This window comes from Psychroserpens citreus (assembly GCF_055686305.1).
The window spans coordinates 2831401-2850686 of record NZ_CM145999.1; the positions used below are offsets into that span (position 1 = coordinate 2831401).

Genomic DNA, 19286 nt, shown 5'->3' on the forward strand with positions numbered 1-19286 from the left:
TTTTCATTTATTTAAACTTTGACCAACCCAATCAATTATTAATTCTATTAGTTCCCTTGGGGTAGATGCTTTTAACTGAGTTGCTGTAACTTTTTCCTTTTCATGTATGATTATTAAATCAAGAATGAAAAAGTCATTTTCTACTTGATAGGTTCCATTTATTCTATATGCACCAGAATAGCTTAATTGAGGGATATATTTTATGGCAACACCTTTTTCATCTGAATATGATATTAGGCGTTGACTGAGTATTTCTGTTAACCCTAAATCATCTTCGTTATATTTTAGTTTAGAATTGCTCAGTCGAGGTAATACCATTATTTTTTTTGGACTAGGTAATATGATAGCATCTTTTTCCGAAGCATTTAAAATCCCAAAAGTTATAGATGCATCTCCATATAATTCAGGTTTTTGTATCGCAGAAATCCCTTTTGCAAGTTCAGGAACACGCTCTTGGGCGTGTTGCATAATAGGGTAGGAGCGTACCTTGTTATCTTGTGTTTGTTGTTTAATACCCTCCAGAATAGCATAAGTTAATAAGCCTTGTCCATAGGAACTACTTTCATAACTTGCTTTATCTGCTGCGCTACTAACTAGTATGGATAAACCAGATACTTCTACCATTTCCTTTAATACCTTTTCACGACTTGGATCAATAATGCTTTTCTTTTGATTATTAGTATATATACCAGAACCACAAGCATCTAAAATCATGACCCTTTTATTGGCTTTGATTTTATATAACCAATCGTTGATTTCATTTCCAGAAATAGTTTGTTGTGCCCTTATAAAATCGTTTTGATATTTTTCTAGATTAATAGATGTTGCGTTTTCTGGTAAGAATAAAAACTCACTATTGTTAGCTTTATGAAAGGTAGCTCCATGACCACTTAAATATACAAAAATGATATCATCTACTTTAGCTTTAGATTGTATGGTTTGAAATGCTTTCTTGATATTTTTTTTTGTCGGTACCGAATCTGAACTTGAATGGTTAGATACATATTTGTAAATATGAGTTTTTTCTGAATACAAATTGTTGGCACCTTTACTTACAATACTTGATAACGCCTTTACATCTTTAACAGGAAAGCTTAAATCCATACTATTGACAGGGTAATCTTCAACCCCAACAAATATTCCATAAAAATTGATTTCTGGGTCTTTTTTGTTATTGATATATTCGCCAATTGCACCTCTGCTTTTTACTAATCCGTCATCAGATTCAGCGATAACTTGAATGGTATTTTTACCTTTTGAAAAATCTGTATTGGGATCGAACTTATAATACACGGTTTGATTCTCCTTAGTTTTATCAATTTGATTTTGCAATTGATCAACCTTAACGTCATTGACAAAAACTGAAAGATTTCCATAGCCTCCATCCAGTTTTTTTATATGAATAGGCAGAGTGTTATTTTTTATGTCACCTAATACAACTTCTGGAGGTAGTTTTAAATCTTGAATATCTGGTACTTCTTTTAAGGGTAAATTGTTCATGACCTTTTCCCATAAGCCAGGTTCCCAATAAAACTCTTTTATTTGCTCAAATTCTATAATATCAAGACCTTTTGTCCAGTACATTAGTTTCATGGCTTCAGGCGAGGCATCAAAGAGTCCGCTTGGATGTAAGTGTACCCATTTGTTGGGATTTCCGTCGAAAAAGAATTGCTTCATAATGTATTTATTTGTACTGGCATTCAAAACAGTAATGCTGCCATCATCAGATGCTGTTATAATAAATGCTTTGTTAGGAGATATGCTAATTGAATTAATGTAATTTGACTTATTACCCATAGTATTAATTAGGTTACCAGTTGAAATATTCCACGATTTTATATCCCCCTTTTTTGTGGTTGTTAATATTTCATTACTATTACTCGAATAGGTAGCCAAAACAATACCGCTTTGTACATCTTGTATTTCTTTTATTAAGTTGCCAGTAGACAAATCCCATATTTTTACTTTATTATCAAAAGGCGAAGAAGTCAAAAATTGCTCTTCATTTGTTGAAAATTCTATAGAGCGAATATATGCTGTATGAGCTTTAATAGTTAATTTTTGTTTCTTATTATTCCATATATTTACCTCACCAAAGTTAGTAGCTGTTATTAATTGACTTCCATCTAGCAGATATTTAGCGTGTAATACTTCGGGACCTCCGCCAAGGGAATCAAGTAATTTTCCTGTAATGGCACTCCAAAGTCTTACCTGTTTAGAGCAAGTTACCACTTGCTCCCCATTTGAAGAGAAAATGGCTAGATTTACATCATAATCACCTGTAATTATAGAATAATCTAATGTTCCAGAATTTATATCCCATACTTTAGCCATTCCATCTTTTGATGCTGTCAATATTTTTTCGCCATTGGGTGAAAATATAGCGGAATTAATTTGGTCTTTGTGACCTGAAAATGTATGAATTAGATTTCCTGATTTTGCATTCCAAAGCTTAGCAGTCCCATCTTTTGAAGCTGTTAATATTTTTTCATAATCTGGTGAAAAAACTGATGAATTGACATGATCCTTATGATTTTTAAATACATGAATCAACTTCCCTGTATTTAGATTTAATAATTTTGATGAATTATCAAAAGAACTTAAAAGCAATCGCTTAGAATCATTTGAAAATGCCACGGATTTAATAGGATATGTACTGTTTCTTATAGTAGGTAAAAAATTCTTTTGTTCAATTTCCCAAAACTTAATTTCATTATTTTTATATGCTAAAATAAGATTAGTTTTGTTTAGGTTAAATGATGTTTCTACCACCTGGTTTTTAGAATTTCCAAATGACTTAATCATTTTTCCTGTAAGTAAATTCCATAATTTTACTTCACCATTATATCTTGAACGCGTAAGAATGTATTTATCCTTGTATGTGAGTTTTACAGATAATACATTTGACGTGGCAAGTTTAACTGTTTTAATTAATTTGCCTTTAGCTATATTCCAAATCTCAACGGTTCCATCATTATATGATATTATCAATGACTTACTATCATATGAAAAGTTCACCAAACCATTAGATTCATTATGACCGTTGAGTGTTTTTATAATCTTTCCGCTTGCTAATTCCATTATAAATATTAATCCGTTTTTATGAATGCCAGCAATAAGCTTATCATCATTTGATAAAACATAATTTTGTAAAGACCATTTAGGAATGGGTTTTGAATAAATGAGGCTGCGTGTTTCAATGTTCCAAAGCAATAGTTCGTTACTTAGTTTTAGTGAAATACTTTTACTGTCTTGAGTAAAAAAATAATCATAAACCTTATTTTCTTTTCCTCCAAAAGAATGTTGATGTTTACCGCTTTTTGAATCCCATAAACTAATTTTTCCTTTAAATGAAGAAGTTAAAACTAGTTTCCCGTCAGGAGAAAAAATAGCTTCTATAATGGAACTTTTGTCATCTTGGATAGTATGAATTAAATTACCAGAATCTGTCTCCCATAATTTTGCTGTTCCATCAGCGGATGCTGTTATTATTTGGTTTCCATCAGGAGAAAAACTTGCCGTATAAAGTAAAGAAGTGTGATCTTCGAGTGTGTGAATTAGTTTTCCTGAAGCTAGATCCCATAATTTTGCATCACCATCATATGAAGCTGATAATAAAAAATTACCACATGGAGAATAACATAATGAACTTACATTATCACTATGACCTAAAGGAATACCTAATTCAACTTTTTGAGACCAAATATTTGTTGTCCAAAATACTATAGTAATAAATAAACTAATAATATTTAATTTTTTAGTAAACATTTTGGTCCGAATTTTAAATTAAAAAAAACAGCTTTTGCTTTTCAATTTAAAAAATAATAAACCTAACACCAATAATTAAAAGATAAATATGAGGTGTGTTTTAGAAATAGAATGGTAAAGTTTCTGCAAACTATAAAAACAAAAAACCCATAACTTTCGTTATAGGTTTTTTTGCGGAGAAAGAGGGATTCGAACCCCCGGAGGTGTGACCCTCAACAGTTTTCAAGACTGCCGCATTCGACCACTCTGCCATTTCTCCAGTGTGTCTCATCGGGTATTCCCCAAACGCGAGTGCAAATATAGAACCCTTTTTTAATTCTTTCAAATAAAAAACTGTTTTTTTTATGCTTTTAAATAGGACTATAGAATTAATTTATAAAACAAATAACGCAAGATGATTTTTCAAGCCTTATTTTTGCCGAAATATTGAACCATAATGAACACTATAGATAAATTAAAATGGCGTTATGCCACAAAAAAATTTGACTCCAGTAAATTACTATCAGAAGGTAAACTAGAGATACTAAAACATGCTTTTAATCTTACAGCCACTTCTTTCGGTTTGCAAACCATTAGTATGATAGTGATTGAGGATAAATCCTTAAGGACTAAACTTATTGAGCATTCGTTTCATCAAAAACAGGTGGCAGAAGCCTCACACTTATTAGTCTTATGTATACAAGATAATATTGAAACTCATGATGTTGATGATTATTTTGATAATGTGAAAGCGATTAGGAAAACTCCAGAGACTATTTTAGAACCTTATCGAAGCGATTTAAAAGAAATGATGTCGTCCAAAAGCATAGAAGAACGTATAGAATGGTCTACTAAACAGGCTTATATCGCTTTAGGAAACTTAATGACAGTTTGTGCGATTGAAGGTATTGATTCTTGTCCGATGGAAGGTTTTATTCCAGAAGCTTATGATGACATCCTAAACTTGAAAGAGAGGCATTTAAAGTCGGTGTTATTGCTTCCAGTAGGATATCGAGCAGATGATGATATGTTTGCTGACTTTAAAAAAGTTAGGAAAAATCTTAATGAATCTGTTATAGAAATGTAATTAAAAAGCTTTTGATGTGCTTTTGAATTACCTATATTTGTTTCACCTTTAATTACGATACCAATCGTATTATAACTATTGCAATGAAAAGATTTCTTTTAATTTTAGCCTTGATCTTTGCCCTTCAAGTATCTGCTCAAGAGCAATCCAATTGGATTACAGATAATACAACAGCATTAAATCTGTCTAAAACACAAAATAAACCCATATTAGTATTTGTAACTAATAATGAAAAGTCTGAAGCATATGAAAATTTAAATACAGATTTTTTTAAATCTGATACTTTTAAAAAGTTCGCTTCAAAATGTATTTTGCTGAAATTAGATGTATCAGATAAAAATTCTACAAATGCACGTTTAGGAATACATTATACCAAACACAATAATGCACCTGGAATTTCGCTAATAAACCAGAAGGGGAAACCTATGTTTGATCCTCTTGTTGTTGATTTTTCTTCAGAAAACATCGAGAAGTTTTTAGCCTTGTGGAATGATAATTTCTAATTAGCATATGCCTGGATTTGAATTATTTGGTAACCTAGAACGCAAAGAAGTTAATGACGTTTTAGACAATGGAGTATTAATGCGTTATGGCTTTGATGGTATGCGCAAAGGCCATTGGAAAGCTAAGTCATTAGAATACCAATTAGAACAGCAATTACAAGTAAAGCACGCACAATTAGTATCTAGTGGTACGGCTGCAGTGTCGGTTGCTTTAGCTTCAGCAGGTATAGGCTCTGGTGATGAGGTGATTATGCCAACATTTACATTTGTTGCTAGTTTTGAAGCTATTATGATGCTTGGGGCTATTCCTGTATTAGTTGATATTGATGATACATTAACACTTGATCCTGAAAAAGTAAAAGAAGCAATTTCACCTAAAACTAAAGCGGTTATGCCTGTGCATATGTGCGGAAGTATGGCAAATCTTGATGCTTTAACATCAATTTGTAAAGCACATAATTTAGTTCTTATCGAAGATTCTTCACAAGCTACAGGCGCAACTTATAATGGAAAACCTCTTGGAAGTATTGGTGATTTAGGTTGTTTATCCTTAGACTTTGTGAAAATAATTACCGCTGGAGAAGGAGGCGCTGTATTAACTAATAATGAAGCGTATTATAGACATGCAGATCATTATTCAGATCATGGACATGATCATATTGGTAACGATAGAGGTGCAGAATCTCATCCGTTCTTAGGTTATAATTTTAGAATTTCAGAATTGCATGCAGCTGTTGGTTTAGCACAATTAAAGCGATTAGATGAATTTGTTGCTATTCAAAAGAAAAACTATACCATTATAAGAGATGCTTTATCTCAAATACCTGAAGTGACATTTAGAACAGTTCCAGTTGGTGGTGAAGAAAGTTATTCATTTTTAAGTTTCTTTTTACCTGATTTAGATACTACCAGAAAAACGATTAAAACGTTTAAGGCAATTGGTATTGATGCATGTTGGCATTATTATGATAATAGTTGGCATTATATTAGAGAGTGGCAACATCTTAAAGATTTAAAATCACTGTATCCAATATCTCAAGAAGTCAAAGAAGGCTTAAATTATCTTCAAACAAAAAACTTTGAGCAATCTGACCATTATATTGGTCGTAATATTTCGTGTTTGATAAAACTATCATGGACAGAAAAAGAAGTGAAAGAACGAGCTATGAAAATGGTAGAAGCTATTAAAGCATCAATTTAGTATAGATTCCCTTATTTAACGGTTTTGTTGTGTTTTTGTATGGGTTATTAATTTTAGCCTAGACTTTACTATTCATAAGATTGTAAAAAAATAATCTATGAATCGGTTCCAATTATTTCTTTTAGTATTTATCTGTCTTATTCAAATTGTTTTTGCGCAACAAATGCCAATTGGTTTTGAGGATACTAATGATAATTTTCTTCCATTTGGTAATAGTGGGTTTTCATTCAATTCAAATCCACAAGATGGGAGTGATGCTGTAGGACAATTTTTTAATGACGGCTCTCAAGCTTCACAAGGCTTTTATCTAGATTTGATTCAACCTATAGACTTAGATGAGCAGCAAACCATTACGTTATCTTTTTATTCATTTGATCCTAATCAACACAATATTCTAATGAAACTTGAAAATGGTGTAAACCCAGATGTTCAAGTTAAAGAAACATTTAGCGTGCCTTCTCCTTCAAATTGGGTGACTGTAACTTTCGATTTTTCTATGGCACAATACAGTTCAGATGGTTCTCCTGTAGATGCTTCTGGTGCTTATAGCAGATTAACTATTTTTATTGATGAAGGAGAATTTACTTCTGGGACTTATCTAATTGATGATATTGATGATGGAACTGAACCTGTAGATCCTAATGAATTGGATGTGATTTATACAGATTTGGTTTGGGCAGATGAGTTTGATAATTCAGGTGCTATAGATAGTAATAATTGGTTCCATCAAACCCAACTACCAGCGGGTGGGAGTTGGTTTAATGGAGAAGAACAGCATTATACTAATCGTATCGAAAATTCATTTGTTGATAATGGATTTCTAAATATTGTAGCAATTAAAGAAAATTATACAGATCAAGGAGAAACAAAGCAATATACATCAGCACGACTCAATTCTAAATTTGCGTTTACCTATGGTAGAGTAGATGTGAGAGCTAAATTGCCTTTTGGAGAAGGCACTTGGCCAGCCATTTGGACACTTGGAAAAAATATAAACGAAGATGGTGCTTTTTGGGATAATCAATATGGGACTACGTCTTGGCCAGCTTGTGGGGAAATAGATATAATGGAGCATGGATTGCATGCAACAAATGAAGTTAGTACAGCTATACATACACCTTCTAGTTCTGGAAATACAGTAAATACAGCGACTCAACTCTTAACAGATGTAGCCAATAATTTTCATGTGTATTCTGTAAATTGGTCTCCAAATCAAATTACATTTTTAATTGATGGTGTTGGTTTTTACACTTATAATCCTGCCAATAAAAATTCTAGCACTTGGCCATTTGACGAAGATCAATATTTGCTCTTAAATATTGCAATGGGAGGAATCTCAGGAACCATAGATCCCAATTTTAACCAAAGTAGTATGGTGATTGATTATGTAAGAGTGTATCAAAATAGTTTGAGTGTAGATAAGACTTTAGATAATGCCTTTAGTGTTTTTCCAAATCCTACTTCAGATAGAATTCAAATAGAAAGTACTAAGCCTATTGATAGAATTGAACTATATAATGTTCTAGGTAAATTAATACAACACTATAGTGCTAATGCTAATCAATTGATTGTTACTGATTTGGAATCTGGATTATATGTTCTAAAGATTTATTCTGAAGGACAAGTGGCCTCAAAAAAGATAGTTGTTAATTAATAGTTTACGTATTCTACAATCTCTAAGCCATAACCTATCATTCCAACACGCTTTGTTTGCAGACTATTAGAAATGAGTTTTAATTTGTGAATGTTCAAATCATGTAGGATTTGAGCACCAATACCGAAGTCTTTTGAGTCCATTTCAATTCTTGGTGCCTTAGCAACTTTACCTTTAATCTGATTATCCTTTAACATATTTAAACGTTTTAGAAGGTTCATTGATTGCGATTGTTGGTTGATAAATACAATCGCGCCTTTACCTTCTGTATTAATCACTTTAAACATGTCATCCAACTTTTCATCGGCATTATTGGTTAGTGTGCCAAGGATGTCATTATTTACTAAAGTAGCATTAACACGAGTGAGTACATGCTCATCTTTTGACCATGATCCTTTGGTTAATGCAATGTGAATCTGGTTATTTGTTGTTTGTTGATAAGCACGTAATCTAAATTGACCAAAACGCGTTTCAATATCAAAATCTTCTTTCTTTTCTATTAAGGAATCATGTTCCATACGATAAGCAACAAGATCCTCAATTGATACAATTTTTAAATCAAACTTTTTGGCAACGTCTACAAGTTGCGGCAGTCTAGCCATTGTACCATCTTCATTCATGATTTCTACAATAACACCAGCAGGTTCTAAGCCAGCGAGTCTTGCAAAATCAATAGCAGCTTCAGTATGACCAGTTCGTCTTAGCACACCACCATCTTTAGCTACTAATGGAAATATATGGCCAGGACGAGCCAATTCAAAAGGCTTAATGTCAGGGTCGATGAGTGCTTTAACAGTTTTTGATCTGTCACTTGCAGAAATTCCAGTAGTGACGCCATTTCCTCTTAAATCAACTGAAACCGTGAAAGCCGTTTCCATAGGGTCAGTGTTATTGTTCACCATCATGTGTAAGTCCAACTCCTTGCATCTGCTCTCTGTAAGTGGCGCGCAGATAAGTCCACGTCCATGAGTAGCCATAAAGTTGATCGTCTCTGGTGTAATTTTACTAGAGGCGGCTAGAAAATCACCTTCATTTTCCCTATTCTCATCATCTACAACAATGATTACTTTTCCGTCTCTTATATCTTGAATGGCGTCTTCAATAGTATCTAATTGTATGTTTGTAGTACGTTGAGCAGTGTTACTAGTCATTGTTTTCAATTTATAAATGCAAAGATATGGCTAATTTTTTCTATGCTGAAAAGTCTTCAGTGATTTTATTTCGCCTTAGAATGTGTATTAAAGGATACAATACAAAACTTAAAATTGTCCATAACATATGTTTTGAATTTGAGTTCTCAACATTATAATTATAAAGCTTATTAAAGCTAAGACTTGCTAGTATAGCATAGATTAAAAATATAAACCCAGAAATTATTGAAAGTTCTAATGATGCCGAAGTTGCTGCTGGTACATTATTGTTTTTTAACACAAAATTGAGTACAAACAGAACGACACCAACACAGAAGAAAATCAACGCAAATTTTGAATACGCTTTATAATCATTTAATGTGTTAGTAAAGCCCTCAAGATTTGTGATTTTAGTTTTTATAGGCGTATCTGCATCAACATTAGCTCTATTTTTATCCGAAATTTTCAAATCTTTATTGATTTGTTTTACGATGAAAAAATAAGAAAATGCATTTAATGGTAGTCCTAATAAAATATATAACAATGAATTTGAAAAGCTATTCTTTCCTATAAGTTTGTATAGGTTTGTATAATCTAAGAAAGATTTTATGAGAGCAAAAATATAGAATACACCGACAATAATTCCAGAAACAAATAATGCTTGCCCTAGTGAAGGTAACCCATTGTTTTTGAGAATAGCACCTGGAATTATTAAAACAACAGTAAGAATATACAGAACAAAAGCTAGTTTCGAATTTTCTTCGTATGAATACTTTAATCTTAGCGACTCTTCATAATCATGGTCGGTGAGATTACCTCCAAATTTTAATTCTTGTTCAGTAATCCCTCTGGAATCCAAAATAGCCAAAGATGAATTTCTGTATTCAATGCCATAATCATATTGGCGATAGTGTTTTACAACATCAATTAATTTTTTGTCATCATAACTATTGAGTGTACTGTAGGCTTCAGAATCAGTGGCTAGAACATTGGTGTTGTAGGTAAGCGTCTTACTTTGTATACCAAAGAGATTTTTTAACGGTTGTAATAAGCCTTCAGATTCAAATAAAGGTCTGTCTCTTGTTGCTCTTCTGGTTAGATACACACCTAACGGCAACATAATTGCAGTTGATAACCATGAAGCAACTACTGGATTTAATGAGTCGTCTAAAGAACTATTTTTTGCAAAAATCCCAATAAAGTGATAGGTTAAGAATAGGAGTATAGCTACAACTAAAGGTAATCCAATTCCCCCTTTTCTAATTAAGGCTCCAAGAGGTGCACCAACAAAGAACAAGATAATACATGCAAGTCCTAAGACATATTTTTCATGCAAAGATTGAACGTGTTTATTTCGCCATTTAGTGCTAACTAAGAAGCTCTTTTTGTTAGTTGTAATAATTTGTTTGGTACTTGTTATTGTGTTTTTAGCCAGATTAAGAAGATTGACTTTGGTTTGCGTTTTAAATAAATCTAAAACATCTTGGCTGCTATCAAAAATTGAATCTTGTTGAGGTGAAATATTATCGTTTAAATTAGCGATAGATGTTCTGTTGTAAAGTGTATTTGAGAAATTTTTGTAGGATTCATTTTTACGATTATATAAACTATCAATAGTATAGTTTAATTCGCTTACATTTAACATGTTGTAGCGATTATCATAACTTTCATCATTAATATCAACGTCGTTAAGCCCTTCTAAATCTACATTAATAGTATATTCTTCAAAATAACTTTTTGCATGAGGTTTTTTCTTGGTCTGACTTTGTTTTTTTGTGAAAATTTCTTCGTAGTAGTTACCCTTATATAAAACCAGCTGTAGAATATTTGAGTTTTCATTACTCTTTAGCTCGCCACTTTCAGAAATGATAACAGTCCTGTTTTTAGAAGTGCCATTGGCCGCTTTTTTATGAATAACCACATTGGTTAAAAACTGACCGTTTTCACCACTTTTATCTTGCACCTTGATATTATAGGTGCCAATTTCATTAAACTGTCCTTTAGCAATTGCCAGAGCTGGTTTTACTTGAGCAATATTCTTTCTTAGATTATAGACTTTGTAATTTGCCCAAGGAATGACATTATTAGAGAAAATAAAAGTTGTGATACCTAATAACACTATAAATACGCTCAAACTTCGCATAGCACGTTGCAATGAAATTCCAGTAGATTTCATAGCTGCAAATTCGTAGTTTTCGGCAAACTGTCCAAAAACCATAATGGATACCAATAAAATTGTGAGCGGTAAAATTAAAGGGATAAGTGTAGGCGTAATGTAAAGTAAAAGTTTTACAATAATAAAGGTGTCTAAGTCTTTTCCTGCTAAATCACCAATGTATAGCCAGATAGCCTGTAAAACAAAAATGAACATGAGTATCACAAACACGCTCAAAAATGTTTTTAGGTAGGTCGTTAATATATACCTATCTAATATTTTCATATATGGGATTGGTTCACCTAGTCCAGATTATTGATATAATAATCTTTGTACTTATTTTTGTCAAAAGTAAATAAGGTTTTTGAAATAGGTTCGTTGGTTTTAAAAGAATTAACAGTTAGTATGGTTTTTGTTCCGTTTTTTCCAATCTCTATAAGCCTATAGATATGCTTCGTTTTTGCATCAATCCCTAATAGAACTTGTTTGATTTCAGAATTTGTATCAATAGGATTTAATTTTACAAATTGAATTTTTCTACCTTTTACATCCTGTATGATATCCATTGCATAGGAATATCCGTCTTTATAAAATGACATCATCTTGCTTGGAGTAATGGTGTTTTCATCCTCAGAATTATCAGAAGAAATTGTTACCTCTTCATCTTCAGGGCTTATTGTATATAGTTTATTTCCGTCAAATAATCGCGTAACCCCTAATATATTAAGTACATATTTTTCGCCTTGCATGACAACATCGCCACGAGTTTCTTGATTGATATTTTCACTTGTGTTTTCTAATACGTATTTGAAATCAATAGAAATATTATCATAAGCACTTACTTTATCATAAACCTCATTTAACAATACTTCTGCTTTTTTTGAGTCTTGTGAAAACCCAACACCTGTAATTAAAAATGCTAATACTACAATTATTTGTTTCATGTCTGTGTCTTTTAATGCTTTCGCGGAAACTTTAAATGTTTAAATTTCGTTTGCTAATAATTCATCGAGAGCAACTAAATCTGGAACCAACACTTGTCGTGCTTTACTACCTTCAAAACCACCAACAATTCCGGCAGCTTCAAGCTGGTCTATTAATCGTCCAGCTCTATTGTAACCCAACTTCAGTTTTCGTTGTAATAAAGAAGCTGAACCTTGTTGTGCAGTTACAATAATTTCTGCAGCTTCTCTAAACAATTTATCTCTATCTGCAATATTATTATCAAGACTTGTGCCACTTTCTTCGCCAACATATTCTGGTAATAAATGAGCATCTGGATATGCTTTTTGACCACCAATAAATTCGGTAATTCTTTCAACTTCTGGTGTATCCACAAAAGCACATTGAATACGCGTAATGTCATTTCCAGAAGTATATAACATATCACCACGACCAATTAATTGATCTGCTCCTGAACCATCTAAAATAGTTCTAGAATCAATCTTTGATGTTACTCTAAATGCAATTCGCGCAGGGAAATTAGCTTTAATAATACCAGTAATTACATTTACCGAAGGACGTTGCGTTGCAATAATTAAATGAATGCCAATGGCACGTGCTAATTGGGCTAAACGCGCAATAGGGGTTTCTACTTCTTTTCCTGCCGTCATAATTAAATCGGCAAATTCGTCAACTACCAAAACGATATAAGGTAAAAATTGATGACCGTCATTTGGATTTAACTTACGGGCTTTAAATTTTGTATTATACTCCTTAATGTTACGACACATTGCATTTTTAAGCATCTCGTATCGGTTATCCATTTCAATACAAAGTGAATTTAAGGTATTAATCACTTTGGTGTTATCTGTGATAATGGCATCTTCACTATCGGGAAGTTTAGCAAGATAATGGCGTTCTATTTTATTGAATAAGGTTAATTCTACTTTCTTTGGGTCTACCAATACAAACTTTACTTCAGCAGGATGCTTTTTATAAAGTAAAGAGGTCAAAACAGCGTTTAATCCTACCGATTTACCTTGACCTGTAGCTCCAGCCATAAGCATATGTGGCATTCGAGCTAAATCAACAACAAAAGTTTCATTACTAATCGTTTTTCCAAATGCGATAGGTAATTCCATTTCAGACTTCTGAAATTTTTGAGATGCAATTACAGATCGCATAGAAACTATAGTGGAATTTTTATTTGGAACTTCTATACCAATAGTTCCTTTTCCAGGAATAGGCGCAATAATTCTTATACCAAGTGCAGACAATGATAAGGCAATGTCATCTTCAAGATTTTTAATTTTTGAAATACGAACACCCGCTTCTGGGACAATTTCATATAATGTTACCGTAGGGCCAATCGTTGCTTTAATACTTGAGATACCAATTTTGTAGTTATTTAGTGTTTCTACAATTCGGTTTTTGTTTTCCTCAAGTTCTTCCTGATTAATTGTAATACCCTCTGTATCGTATTTTTTTAATAAATCTAAAGGTGGAAATTGAAATTTGCTCAATTCCAAAGTTGGATCAAATTGCCCAAAGTCTTCCACAAGTTTATCAGATAAGTTGTTGGTTTCTGAGATTTCTTCTTCTACAGTTTCAATTTGAATATCTAATTCGGCTTCTTTTATTGGTTCCGGTTTTGGCTCAACTTTAAATTCTGGCTTTAATGTTTTCTCTATTTCAGGTTTAGAAACAGGTTCGGTTTCTTTAGGTTTAGTGTCATCTATGGTAAGCTCAAAAGCAGATTTAATATCTTCGGCCTCAGCTGTTAAATCATTATCTACTGTAAAGGTTTGATTATCTTCTGAGGTATTGATATCATTTTTGATGTCATTTTTTGCACGCTTGAAGAGTTTTACAAATGTTTCACCATTAACACCAAAACGAATGGCTAGATAGGTTATAAGAACAAAGAGTAGCAATAGAGCAGTGCCAATTTTGCCGATATAATCTTGAAAAAATGTATTCATTTCAAAACCTATAGTGCCCCCAAGAATATCATATTTGTGTGAGAAGAAGCCAAAAAACACTGATAGCCATATAGCGATAAGTGTGCCCCAAATCCAATGACGACGCAATCGCGCTTTATTGATGTCTAATGTGATATAGATTCCCGATAAAAATACCAATCCAGAAAAAATAAACGAAGCAATTCCAAAACCTTTGCTTATAAATAGGTCGCTTACCCAAGCTCCTAATTTGTTGAGCCAATTGTCTGTTTTTACCTCTCGAGAGGCAATCTCTGATAGTGCACTTTGATCAGTTTTACCTGTGAAGAAAAATGATAGAAAAGCAATAAACATTAAAACACCAAGAATGATTAATAAGCTACCGAATATCAGTTTTTGCTGACTTGATAATTTAAAACTTGGTTTTTTAAATTTAGGCGTTGTTTTAGCTTTGCTTTTAGTTTTGGTTTTTTTCTTCGCCATTAAAGGGTTATTAGTATAAAACAAAAATACAAATTACTAACGGTTATCCTAACGTAAAAGTATTTTATGCTTACATATTTAAAAGAAAGCAGTAGTGCTTCTAAAATAGCTTCGGAATATAAATAACTAGCGCTGCAATAGCTGCAGAAATTGCTGCAATAAATACAGCTCCAGCTGCAATGTCTTTTATTTTTCCAATGGTTTCATGACGATCTGGATGTATGAAGTCAGCGATATACTCTATTGCAGTATTCATTCCTTCTAAGCTCATCACTAAGCCAATAAAGGCAATTTGAAATAACCATTCGGTTCTAGAAATATCAAAATAAAAACCAGCAATAGTCACTGCAATAGCAATACATACTTGAATTTTTATACTAGCTTCTGTTCTAATTAAATACATAGCACCTTTAAAAGCATATCCAACACTTTTAAGTCTGTTTATTAGAAAGGATTCTTTTTTTTGCATTAGCTTAATGCATCTAAGGCGGCATTATAATTTGGTTCGTTAGCAATTTCAGAAACTTGCTCAGTATGAATAACTTTCCCTTCAGAATTAATAACAATTACGCAACGAGAAAGTAATGTGTCAAAAGCACCATCTATAAAGTCTAAGCCATAAGTTTTTCCAAAATTACCATCCTTGTAATCTGTTAAACTTTCAACATTGTCTAAGCCTTCAGCGCCACAAAATCGAGCCATGGCAAATGGTAAATCTTTAGAAATACAAAGCACTTTTGTGTTATCAAGGTTACTAGCAGCTTTGTTGAATGCTCGTACAGAGGCTGCACAAGTCCCAGTGTCTACACTAGGAAACACGTTTAAAACTAGATTACAACCATTGTAATCACTTAATGATTTAGTTGATAAGTCGGTTGCTGTTAATTTGAAATCAGGAGCTGTAACTCCAATATTTGGTAATGTTCCTGATGTGTGTACTGTGTTTCCGCCCAATGTAACTGTTGCCATGTATCTTAATGTTTTTGTGAATGTTAAAATTAAGAATTATTTGAATGTTAAAAGCAAGGTCTGCTTACTTTTTTACAATAGTTTAACAGATGGAAATGAAAGCATTTGTTAACATCTAAAATGTGCCAACAATACCAATTTGATTAGTGCTAAATTTTAGGTTCCAAGAAATGTGCTTTTTCTTTTTTGTGTAGTCATAGGCCTTTTCGTCAAAAAGAAATTTATCTATGCTGTCTACCACAATAATACTAATTGCTGTACTAAAGGCGACATCAGTTATCCAGTGCGCATCATCAATAATTCTCGATATAGGAGGAATGGCGCCAACAGTATAAATTCCAACTTTCACCCAAGTATTGTCAAATTGTTTTGCTATAGAATGTGCCATTGTCATTGATAAAATAGTGTGACCAGACGGAAATGAGCGATATCTAGATTTCCCCGAAAATGGGTTAAAATCTAGATGTCCTAAATCAGATCCTGGGCGTGCTCTACCAATAACGGTTTTGCCAAAGGATTGAATAATACCAGTAGTTAACGATGAGGAAATGATTAATACACTTGTTTTTCTAATTTTTTCATTTTTAGTGAGTAAACCAAAGGTGTAAAGTCCTGCATTTGCGGCAAAATAATTTTGTGGACTTCCAAAATACCAGCCAAAGTCACGCACTATTTTAGGAAAATCTTTTCTATTGTTTTGAGCCAAATCTCGAATGGGATTATCCATTAGACTTAAGCTCGCCGTACCAACCACTAATATTCCGAGTTTGCCAAAATCGTCACCTTTCCAGTGAATGGGGCGTGTTATTGAGTGCCCAAAACCTTTAAAGGTGTATTTAAAATCATGCTTTGCTAATTGCCAAACAGAAATGGTGTCATTAGAAGGAGAAGTATCAAGGGTTTGTGCATGGATTGAATTAGATCCAAACCATGCTATTATTCCAAAAATTAAAACACTAGCCTTCTTCAATAAATTTATCTTAATTCTGCTCCAAGTTGTTTTTCAAAATTTGCTTGAAGCTTATTCATGATTTTATCAATTTGCTTATCTGTAAGCGTTTTATGTTCATCTTGAATTGTGAAACTTACAGCATAACTTTTCTTGCCTTTTGGAAGGTTTTTTCCTTGATAGACATCAAACAAATCAACATCTCTTAGTAATTGCTTTTCTGTTTGCATAGCAATTTTGTCGATATCTTCGAAGCTTACTTGCTCATCTAAAAGTAACGCAAAATCTCGTCGTACTTCTGGGTATTTTGGGATGCCTTTAAACTTAATGTCATTATGCTTTGCCATCTCTAAAACATTATCCCAATTAAAATCTGCATATAATACCTCTTGTGAAATTCCGAAGTGTTTTAAAACTTTAGAACTCACAATGCCAAAATCAACGAGTTTAGTTTTTCCTAAAGATAAACTAATACCTTCACTAAATACATCATTTTTGATAGGAGAAACCTTAAATCTAGAAACCCCTAGACGCTCTAAAGTGGCATTTACAATTCCTTTTAGGTAAAAGAAGTCACTTTTTTGAACAGGAGAATTCCAGCGTAAATTTGTTTTATTTCCAGATAAGAAAATAGACAGGTGTTTGTGTTCTTCACGTGCTTTGTCGTAGTTGTGGTAGGTTTTACCAAACTCGTACAACTTTAAATTATCACGCTTTCTATTAATGTTAAAGCTTACAGCTTCTAATCCAGAAAAGAGTAAACTTTGACGCATAACACTTAAATCATTGCTTAACGGATTAAGCATTTCTACATTGTGTTCCTCTTTTAATTGATCGCTTAACTCAATGTACTTTGGTGTTGTGAGCGAATTAGATAGGATTTCAAAAAAACCTTGAGAGCTTAATTGATTGCCTATGATATTTTGAAGCTTATAATCTTCAAATTTAGATGTGTTAGAAATTGAAGCATTGAGCTTTTCTGTTGTTTCTATATTGTTGTATCCATAGACACGTAATACTTCTTCAATCACATCAGCTTCACGTTGAACATCATTTCTATATGCTGGAACGGTTAATCCTAAACCTGCTTCGGTTACATTATTTACCTTAATATCTAAAGAAGTTAAGATGCTTTTAATCGTTTCTTTTGGAATTTCTTGACCAATTAACTTTTTAGCATTTTCAAAACTTAAACGTACTTGGAAGTCTTCAATTTTCTTTGGATAAAAATCCATTAAATCACTCGCTATTTCACCACCAGCAATATCTAAAATCATCAAAGCTGCACGTTTAAGCGCATAATCTGTAATATTAGGGTCAATACCTCTTTCAAACCTAAATGAGGCATCTGTGTTTAAACCATGACGTTTAGCCGTCTTTCTAATGCTCACAGGGTTGAAATATGCGCTTTCTAAAAAGATACTTGTTGTACCTTCGGAAACTCCAGAATGTGCGCCGCCAAAGACACCAGCAATACACATTGGTTTTTCGCCATCACAAATCATTAAATCTTCAGCGTGTAATTCGCGCTCTACTTCATCAAGAGTGGTGAACTTTGTGCCTGCAGGTAAGGTTTTAACAATAACTTTGTTATCCGAAATTTTCGCAGCATCAAATGCGTGTAAAGGTTGTCCTAATTCATGTAACACGTAATTTGTGATGTCAACAATATTGTTTTTTGGCGTTAATCCAATTGCTTTTAAACGATGTTGTAACCATGCAGGCGAGTCGTCTACTTTTATTCCGGTAATAGTAAGACCACAATATCTAGGTGCTAAATCATAATTTTTAACATCAATATCTATTTTAAGTGTTCTGCTATCTACATGAAACGAACTAACGGAAGGTGTGATTAATTCTGTGTTGATGTCTTTTTGAAGTAACCCAGCTTTTAAATCACGAGCAGTACCATAATGACTCATGGCATCGGCGCGATTAGGTGTAAGTCCAATTTCAAAGATTTCATCATTTTCAATATCAAAAATATCGGAGGCAAGAGCTCCTGGTTTTAATTTACTATCTAAAACCATGATGCCATCATGAGACTTTCCGAGTCCTAATTCGTCTTCGGCACAAATCATTCCATGACTTTCTTCGCCTCGTATTTTTCCTTTTTTAATCTTCCAAGCTTCTCCTGTTTCTGTGTAAAGCGTCGTTCCTATAGTTGCTACAGGCACTTTTTGACCAGCAGCGACATTAGGTGCGCCACAAACAATTTGTAAGGGCTCGTCTCCACCAATATTGACAGTAGTTACCTTTAAACGATCTGCATTTGGATGTTGGTCACAGGTTAATACTTCACCTATAACTATTCCTTCTAATCCGCCTTTAACAGATTGGTAGGTGTCTATACCTTCAATTTCTAATCCTAAATCGGTTAATAATTCGCCGGTTTTTTCAGCAGACCAATCTGTCTTTAAAAATTGTTTTAACCAGTTGTATGATATCTTCATTATCCTATTTTATCAATTGCCAAAGATAATAATACTAATAATTTGAAAGCCG

13 protein-coding genes and 1 tRNA gene are annotated in these 19286 nt (G+C 32.9%); 4 read left to right on the top strand and 10 right to left on the bottom strand.

Annotation, left to right across the window (positions count from 1 at the left end; translation table 11 throughout):
* Nucleotides 1–3 precede the first annotated feature (3 nt).
* Both ACTU6T_RS12725 and ACTU6T_RS12730 read right to left on the bottom strand, forming a co-directional pair.
* Nucleotides 4–3768: a WD40 domain-containing protein gene (locus ACTU6T_RS12725; protein WP_460218573.1), complete on the bottom strand. Its 3765-nt coding sequence runs from the start codon at nt 3766–3768 to the stop codon at nt 4–6.
* A gap of 174 nt (nt 3769–3942) precedes the next feature.
* A tRNA-Ser gene (locus ACTU6T_RS12730) sits at nt 3943–4027 on the bottom strand.
* A 177-nt stretch (nt 4028–4204) separates the two neighbouring features.
* On the opposite strand from ACTU6T_RS12730, the gene ACTU6T_RS12735 reads away from it, so the two are divergent.
* The 4 genes from ACTU6T_RS12735 (at nt 4205) to ACTU6T_RS12750 (ending at nt 8192) form a co-directional block, all read left to right on the top strand.
* Nucleotides 4205–4834 carry an NAD(P)H-dependent oxidoreductase gene (locus tag ACTU6T_RS12735; RefSeq protein WP_460218574.1) on the top strand — a complete coding sequence of 210 codons (630 nt, stop codon included), beginning with the start codon at nt 4205–4207 and terminating at the stop codon, nt 4832–4834.
* 83 nt (nt 4835–4917) lie between these two features.
* The gene (locus ACTU6T_RS12740; RefSeq protein ID WP_460218575.1) at nt 4918–5337 is read left to right on the top strand and encodes a hypothetical protein; all 420 of its coding nucleotides are present in this window, start codon (nt 4918–4920) and stop codon (nt 5335–5337) included.
* A 7-nt stretch (nt 5338–5344) separates the two neighbouring features.
* Entirely contained in the window at nt 5345–6538 is a 1194-nt protein-coding gene (locus ACTU6T_RS12745; protein WP_460218576.1) for a DegT/DnrJ/EryC1/StrS family aminotransferase, read from the top strand.
* A 97-nt stretch (nt 6539–6635) separates the two neighbouring features.
* A complete protein-coding gene (locus tag ACTU6T_RS12750; RefSeq protein WP_460218577.1) occupies nt 6636–8192 on the top strand; it encodes a family 16 glycosylhydrolase in 1557 nt (518 codons plus the stop codon).
* On the opposite strand, the gene ribB is transcribed toward ACTU6T_RS12750, so the two are convergent.
* The 8 genes from ribB to pheT form a co-directional block, all read right to left on the bottom strand.
* Complete coding sequence (gene ribB, locus ACTU6T_RS12755; protein ID WP_460218578.1) at nt 8189–9343, bottom strand: 3,4-dihydroxy-2-butanone-4-phosphate synthase; 1155 nt, start codon at nt 9341–9343, stop codon at nt 8189–8191. The genes ACTU6T_RS12750 and ribB overlap by 4 nt on opposite strands.
* Before the next feature lie 40 nt (nt 9344–9383).
* Nucleotides 9384–11762, bottom strand: coding sequence for an LptF/LptG family permease (locus ACTU6T_RS12760; RefSeq protein WP_460218579.1), 2379 nt, complete (start codon nt 11760–11762; stop codon nt 9384–9386).
* Nucleotides 11763–11779: 17 nt separating this feature from the next.
* Nucleotides 11780–12421, bottom strand: a complete 642-nt coding sequence (lolA1, locus tag ACTU6T_RS12765; protein WP_460218580.1) for an outer membrane lipoprotein periplasmic chaperone LolA1 — start codon at nt 12419–12421, stop codon at nt 11780–11782.
* A gap of 39 nt (nt 12422–12460) precedes the next feature.
* Nucleotides 12461–14863: a DNA translocase FtsK 4TM domain-containing protein gene (locus tag ACTU6T_RS12770; protein WP_460218581.1), complete on the bottom strand. Its 2403-nt coding sequence runs from the start codon at nt 14861–14863 to the stop codon at nt 12461–12463.
* A gap of 100 nt (nt 14864–14963) precedes the next feature.
* Nucleotides 14964–15332 (bottom strand): diacylglycerol kinase, encoded by a 369-nt coding sequence (locus ACTU6T_RS12775; protein ID WP_460218582.1) that lies wholly within the window; start codon nt 15330–15332, stop codon nt 14964–14966.
* Nucleotides 15332–15832, bottom strand: coding sequence for a thiol peroxidase (tpx, locus tag ACTU6T_RS12780; RefSeq protein WP_460218583.1), 501 nt, complete (start codon nt 15830–15832; stop codon nt 15332–15334). The genes ACTU6T_RS12775 and tpx overlap by 1 nt, the downstream gene beginning before the upstream one ends.
* Before the next feature lie 115 nt (nt 15833–15947).
* A complete protein-coding gene (locus ACTU6T_RS12785; RefSeq protein ID WP_460218584.1) occupies nt 15948–16802 on the bottom strand; it encodes a phosphatase PAP2 family protein in 855 nt (284 codons plus the stop codon).
* Nucleotides 16803–16807: 5 nt separating this feature from the next.
* Nucleotides 16808–19234 carry a phenylalanine--tRNA ligase subunit beta gene (pheT, locus tag ACTU6T_RS12790; RefSeq protein WP_460218585.1) on the bottom strand — a complete coding sequence of 809 codons (2427 nt, stop codon included), beginning with the start codon at nt 19232–19234 and terminating at the stop codon, nt 16808–16810.
* Nucleotides 19235–19286: the final 52 nt, after the last annotated feature.

Bases quoted from the DNA above. Each gene is read 5' to 3' on its own strand.
- ACTU6T_RS12745 (WP_460218576.1), top strand. From the start codon at position 5,345: ATGCCTGGATTTGAATTATTTGGTAACCTAGAACGCAAAGAAGTTAAT.
- ACTU6T_RS12725 (WP_460218573.1), bottom strand. From the start codon at position 3,768: ATGTTTACTAAAAAATTAAATATTATTAGTTTATTTATTACTATAGTA.
- ACTU6T_RS12750 (WP_460218577.1), top strand. From the start codon at position 6,636: ATGAATCGGTTCCAATTATTTCTTTTAGTATTTATCTGTCTTATTCAA.
- lolA1 (WP_460218580.1), bottom strand. From the start codon at position 12,421: ATGAAACAAATAATTGTAGTATTAGCATTTTTAATTACAGGTGTTGGG.
- ACTU6T_RS12740 (WP_460218575.1), top strand. From the start codon at position 4,918: ATGAAAAGATTTCTTTTAATTTTAGCCTTGATCTTTGCCCTTCAAGTA.
- ACTU6T_RS12770 (WP_460218581.1), bottom strand. From the start codon at position 14,863: ATGGCGAAGAAAAAAACCAAAACTAAAAGCAAAGCTAAAACAACGCCT.
- tpx (WP_460218583.1), bottom strand. From the start codon at position 15,832: ATGGCAACAGTTACATTGGGCGGAAACACAGTACACACATCAGGAACA.
- pheT (WP_460218585.1), bottom strand. From the start codon at position 19,234: ATGAAGATATCATACAACTGGTTAAAACAATTTTTAAAGACAGATTGG.
- ribB (WP_460218578.1), bottom strand. From the start codon at position 9,343: ATGACTAGTAACACTGCTCAACGTACTACAAACATACAATTAGATACT.
- ACTU6T_RS12760 (WP_460218579.1), bottom strand. From the start codon at position 11,762: ATGAAAATATTAGATAGGTATATATTAACGACCTACCTAAAAACATTT.
- ACTU6T_RS12775 (WP_460218582.1), bottom strand. From the start codon at position 15,332: ATGCAAAAAAAAGAATCCTTTCTAATAAACAGACTTAAAAGTGTTGGA.
- ACTU6T_RS12735 (WP_460218574.1), top strand. From the start codon at position 4,205: ATGAACACTATAGATAAATTAAAATGGCGTTATGCCACAAAAAAATTT.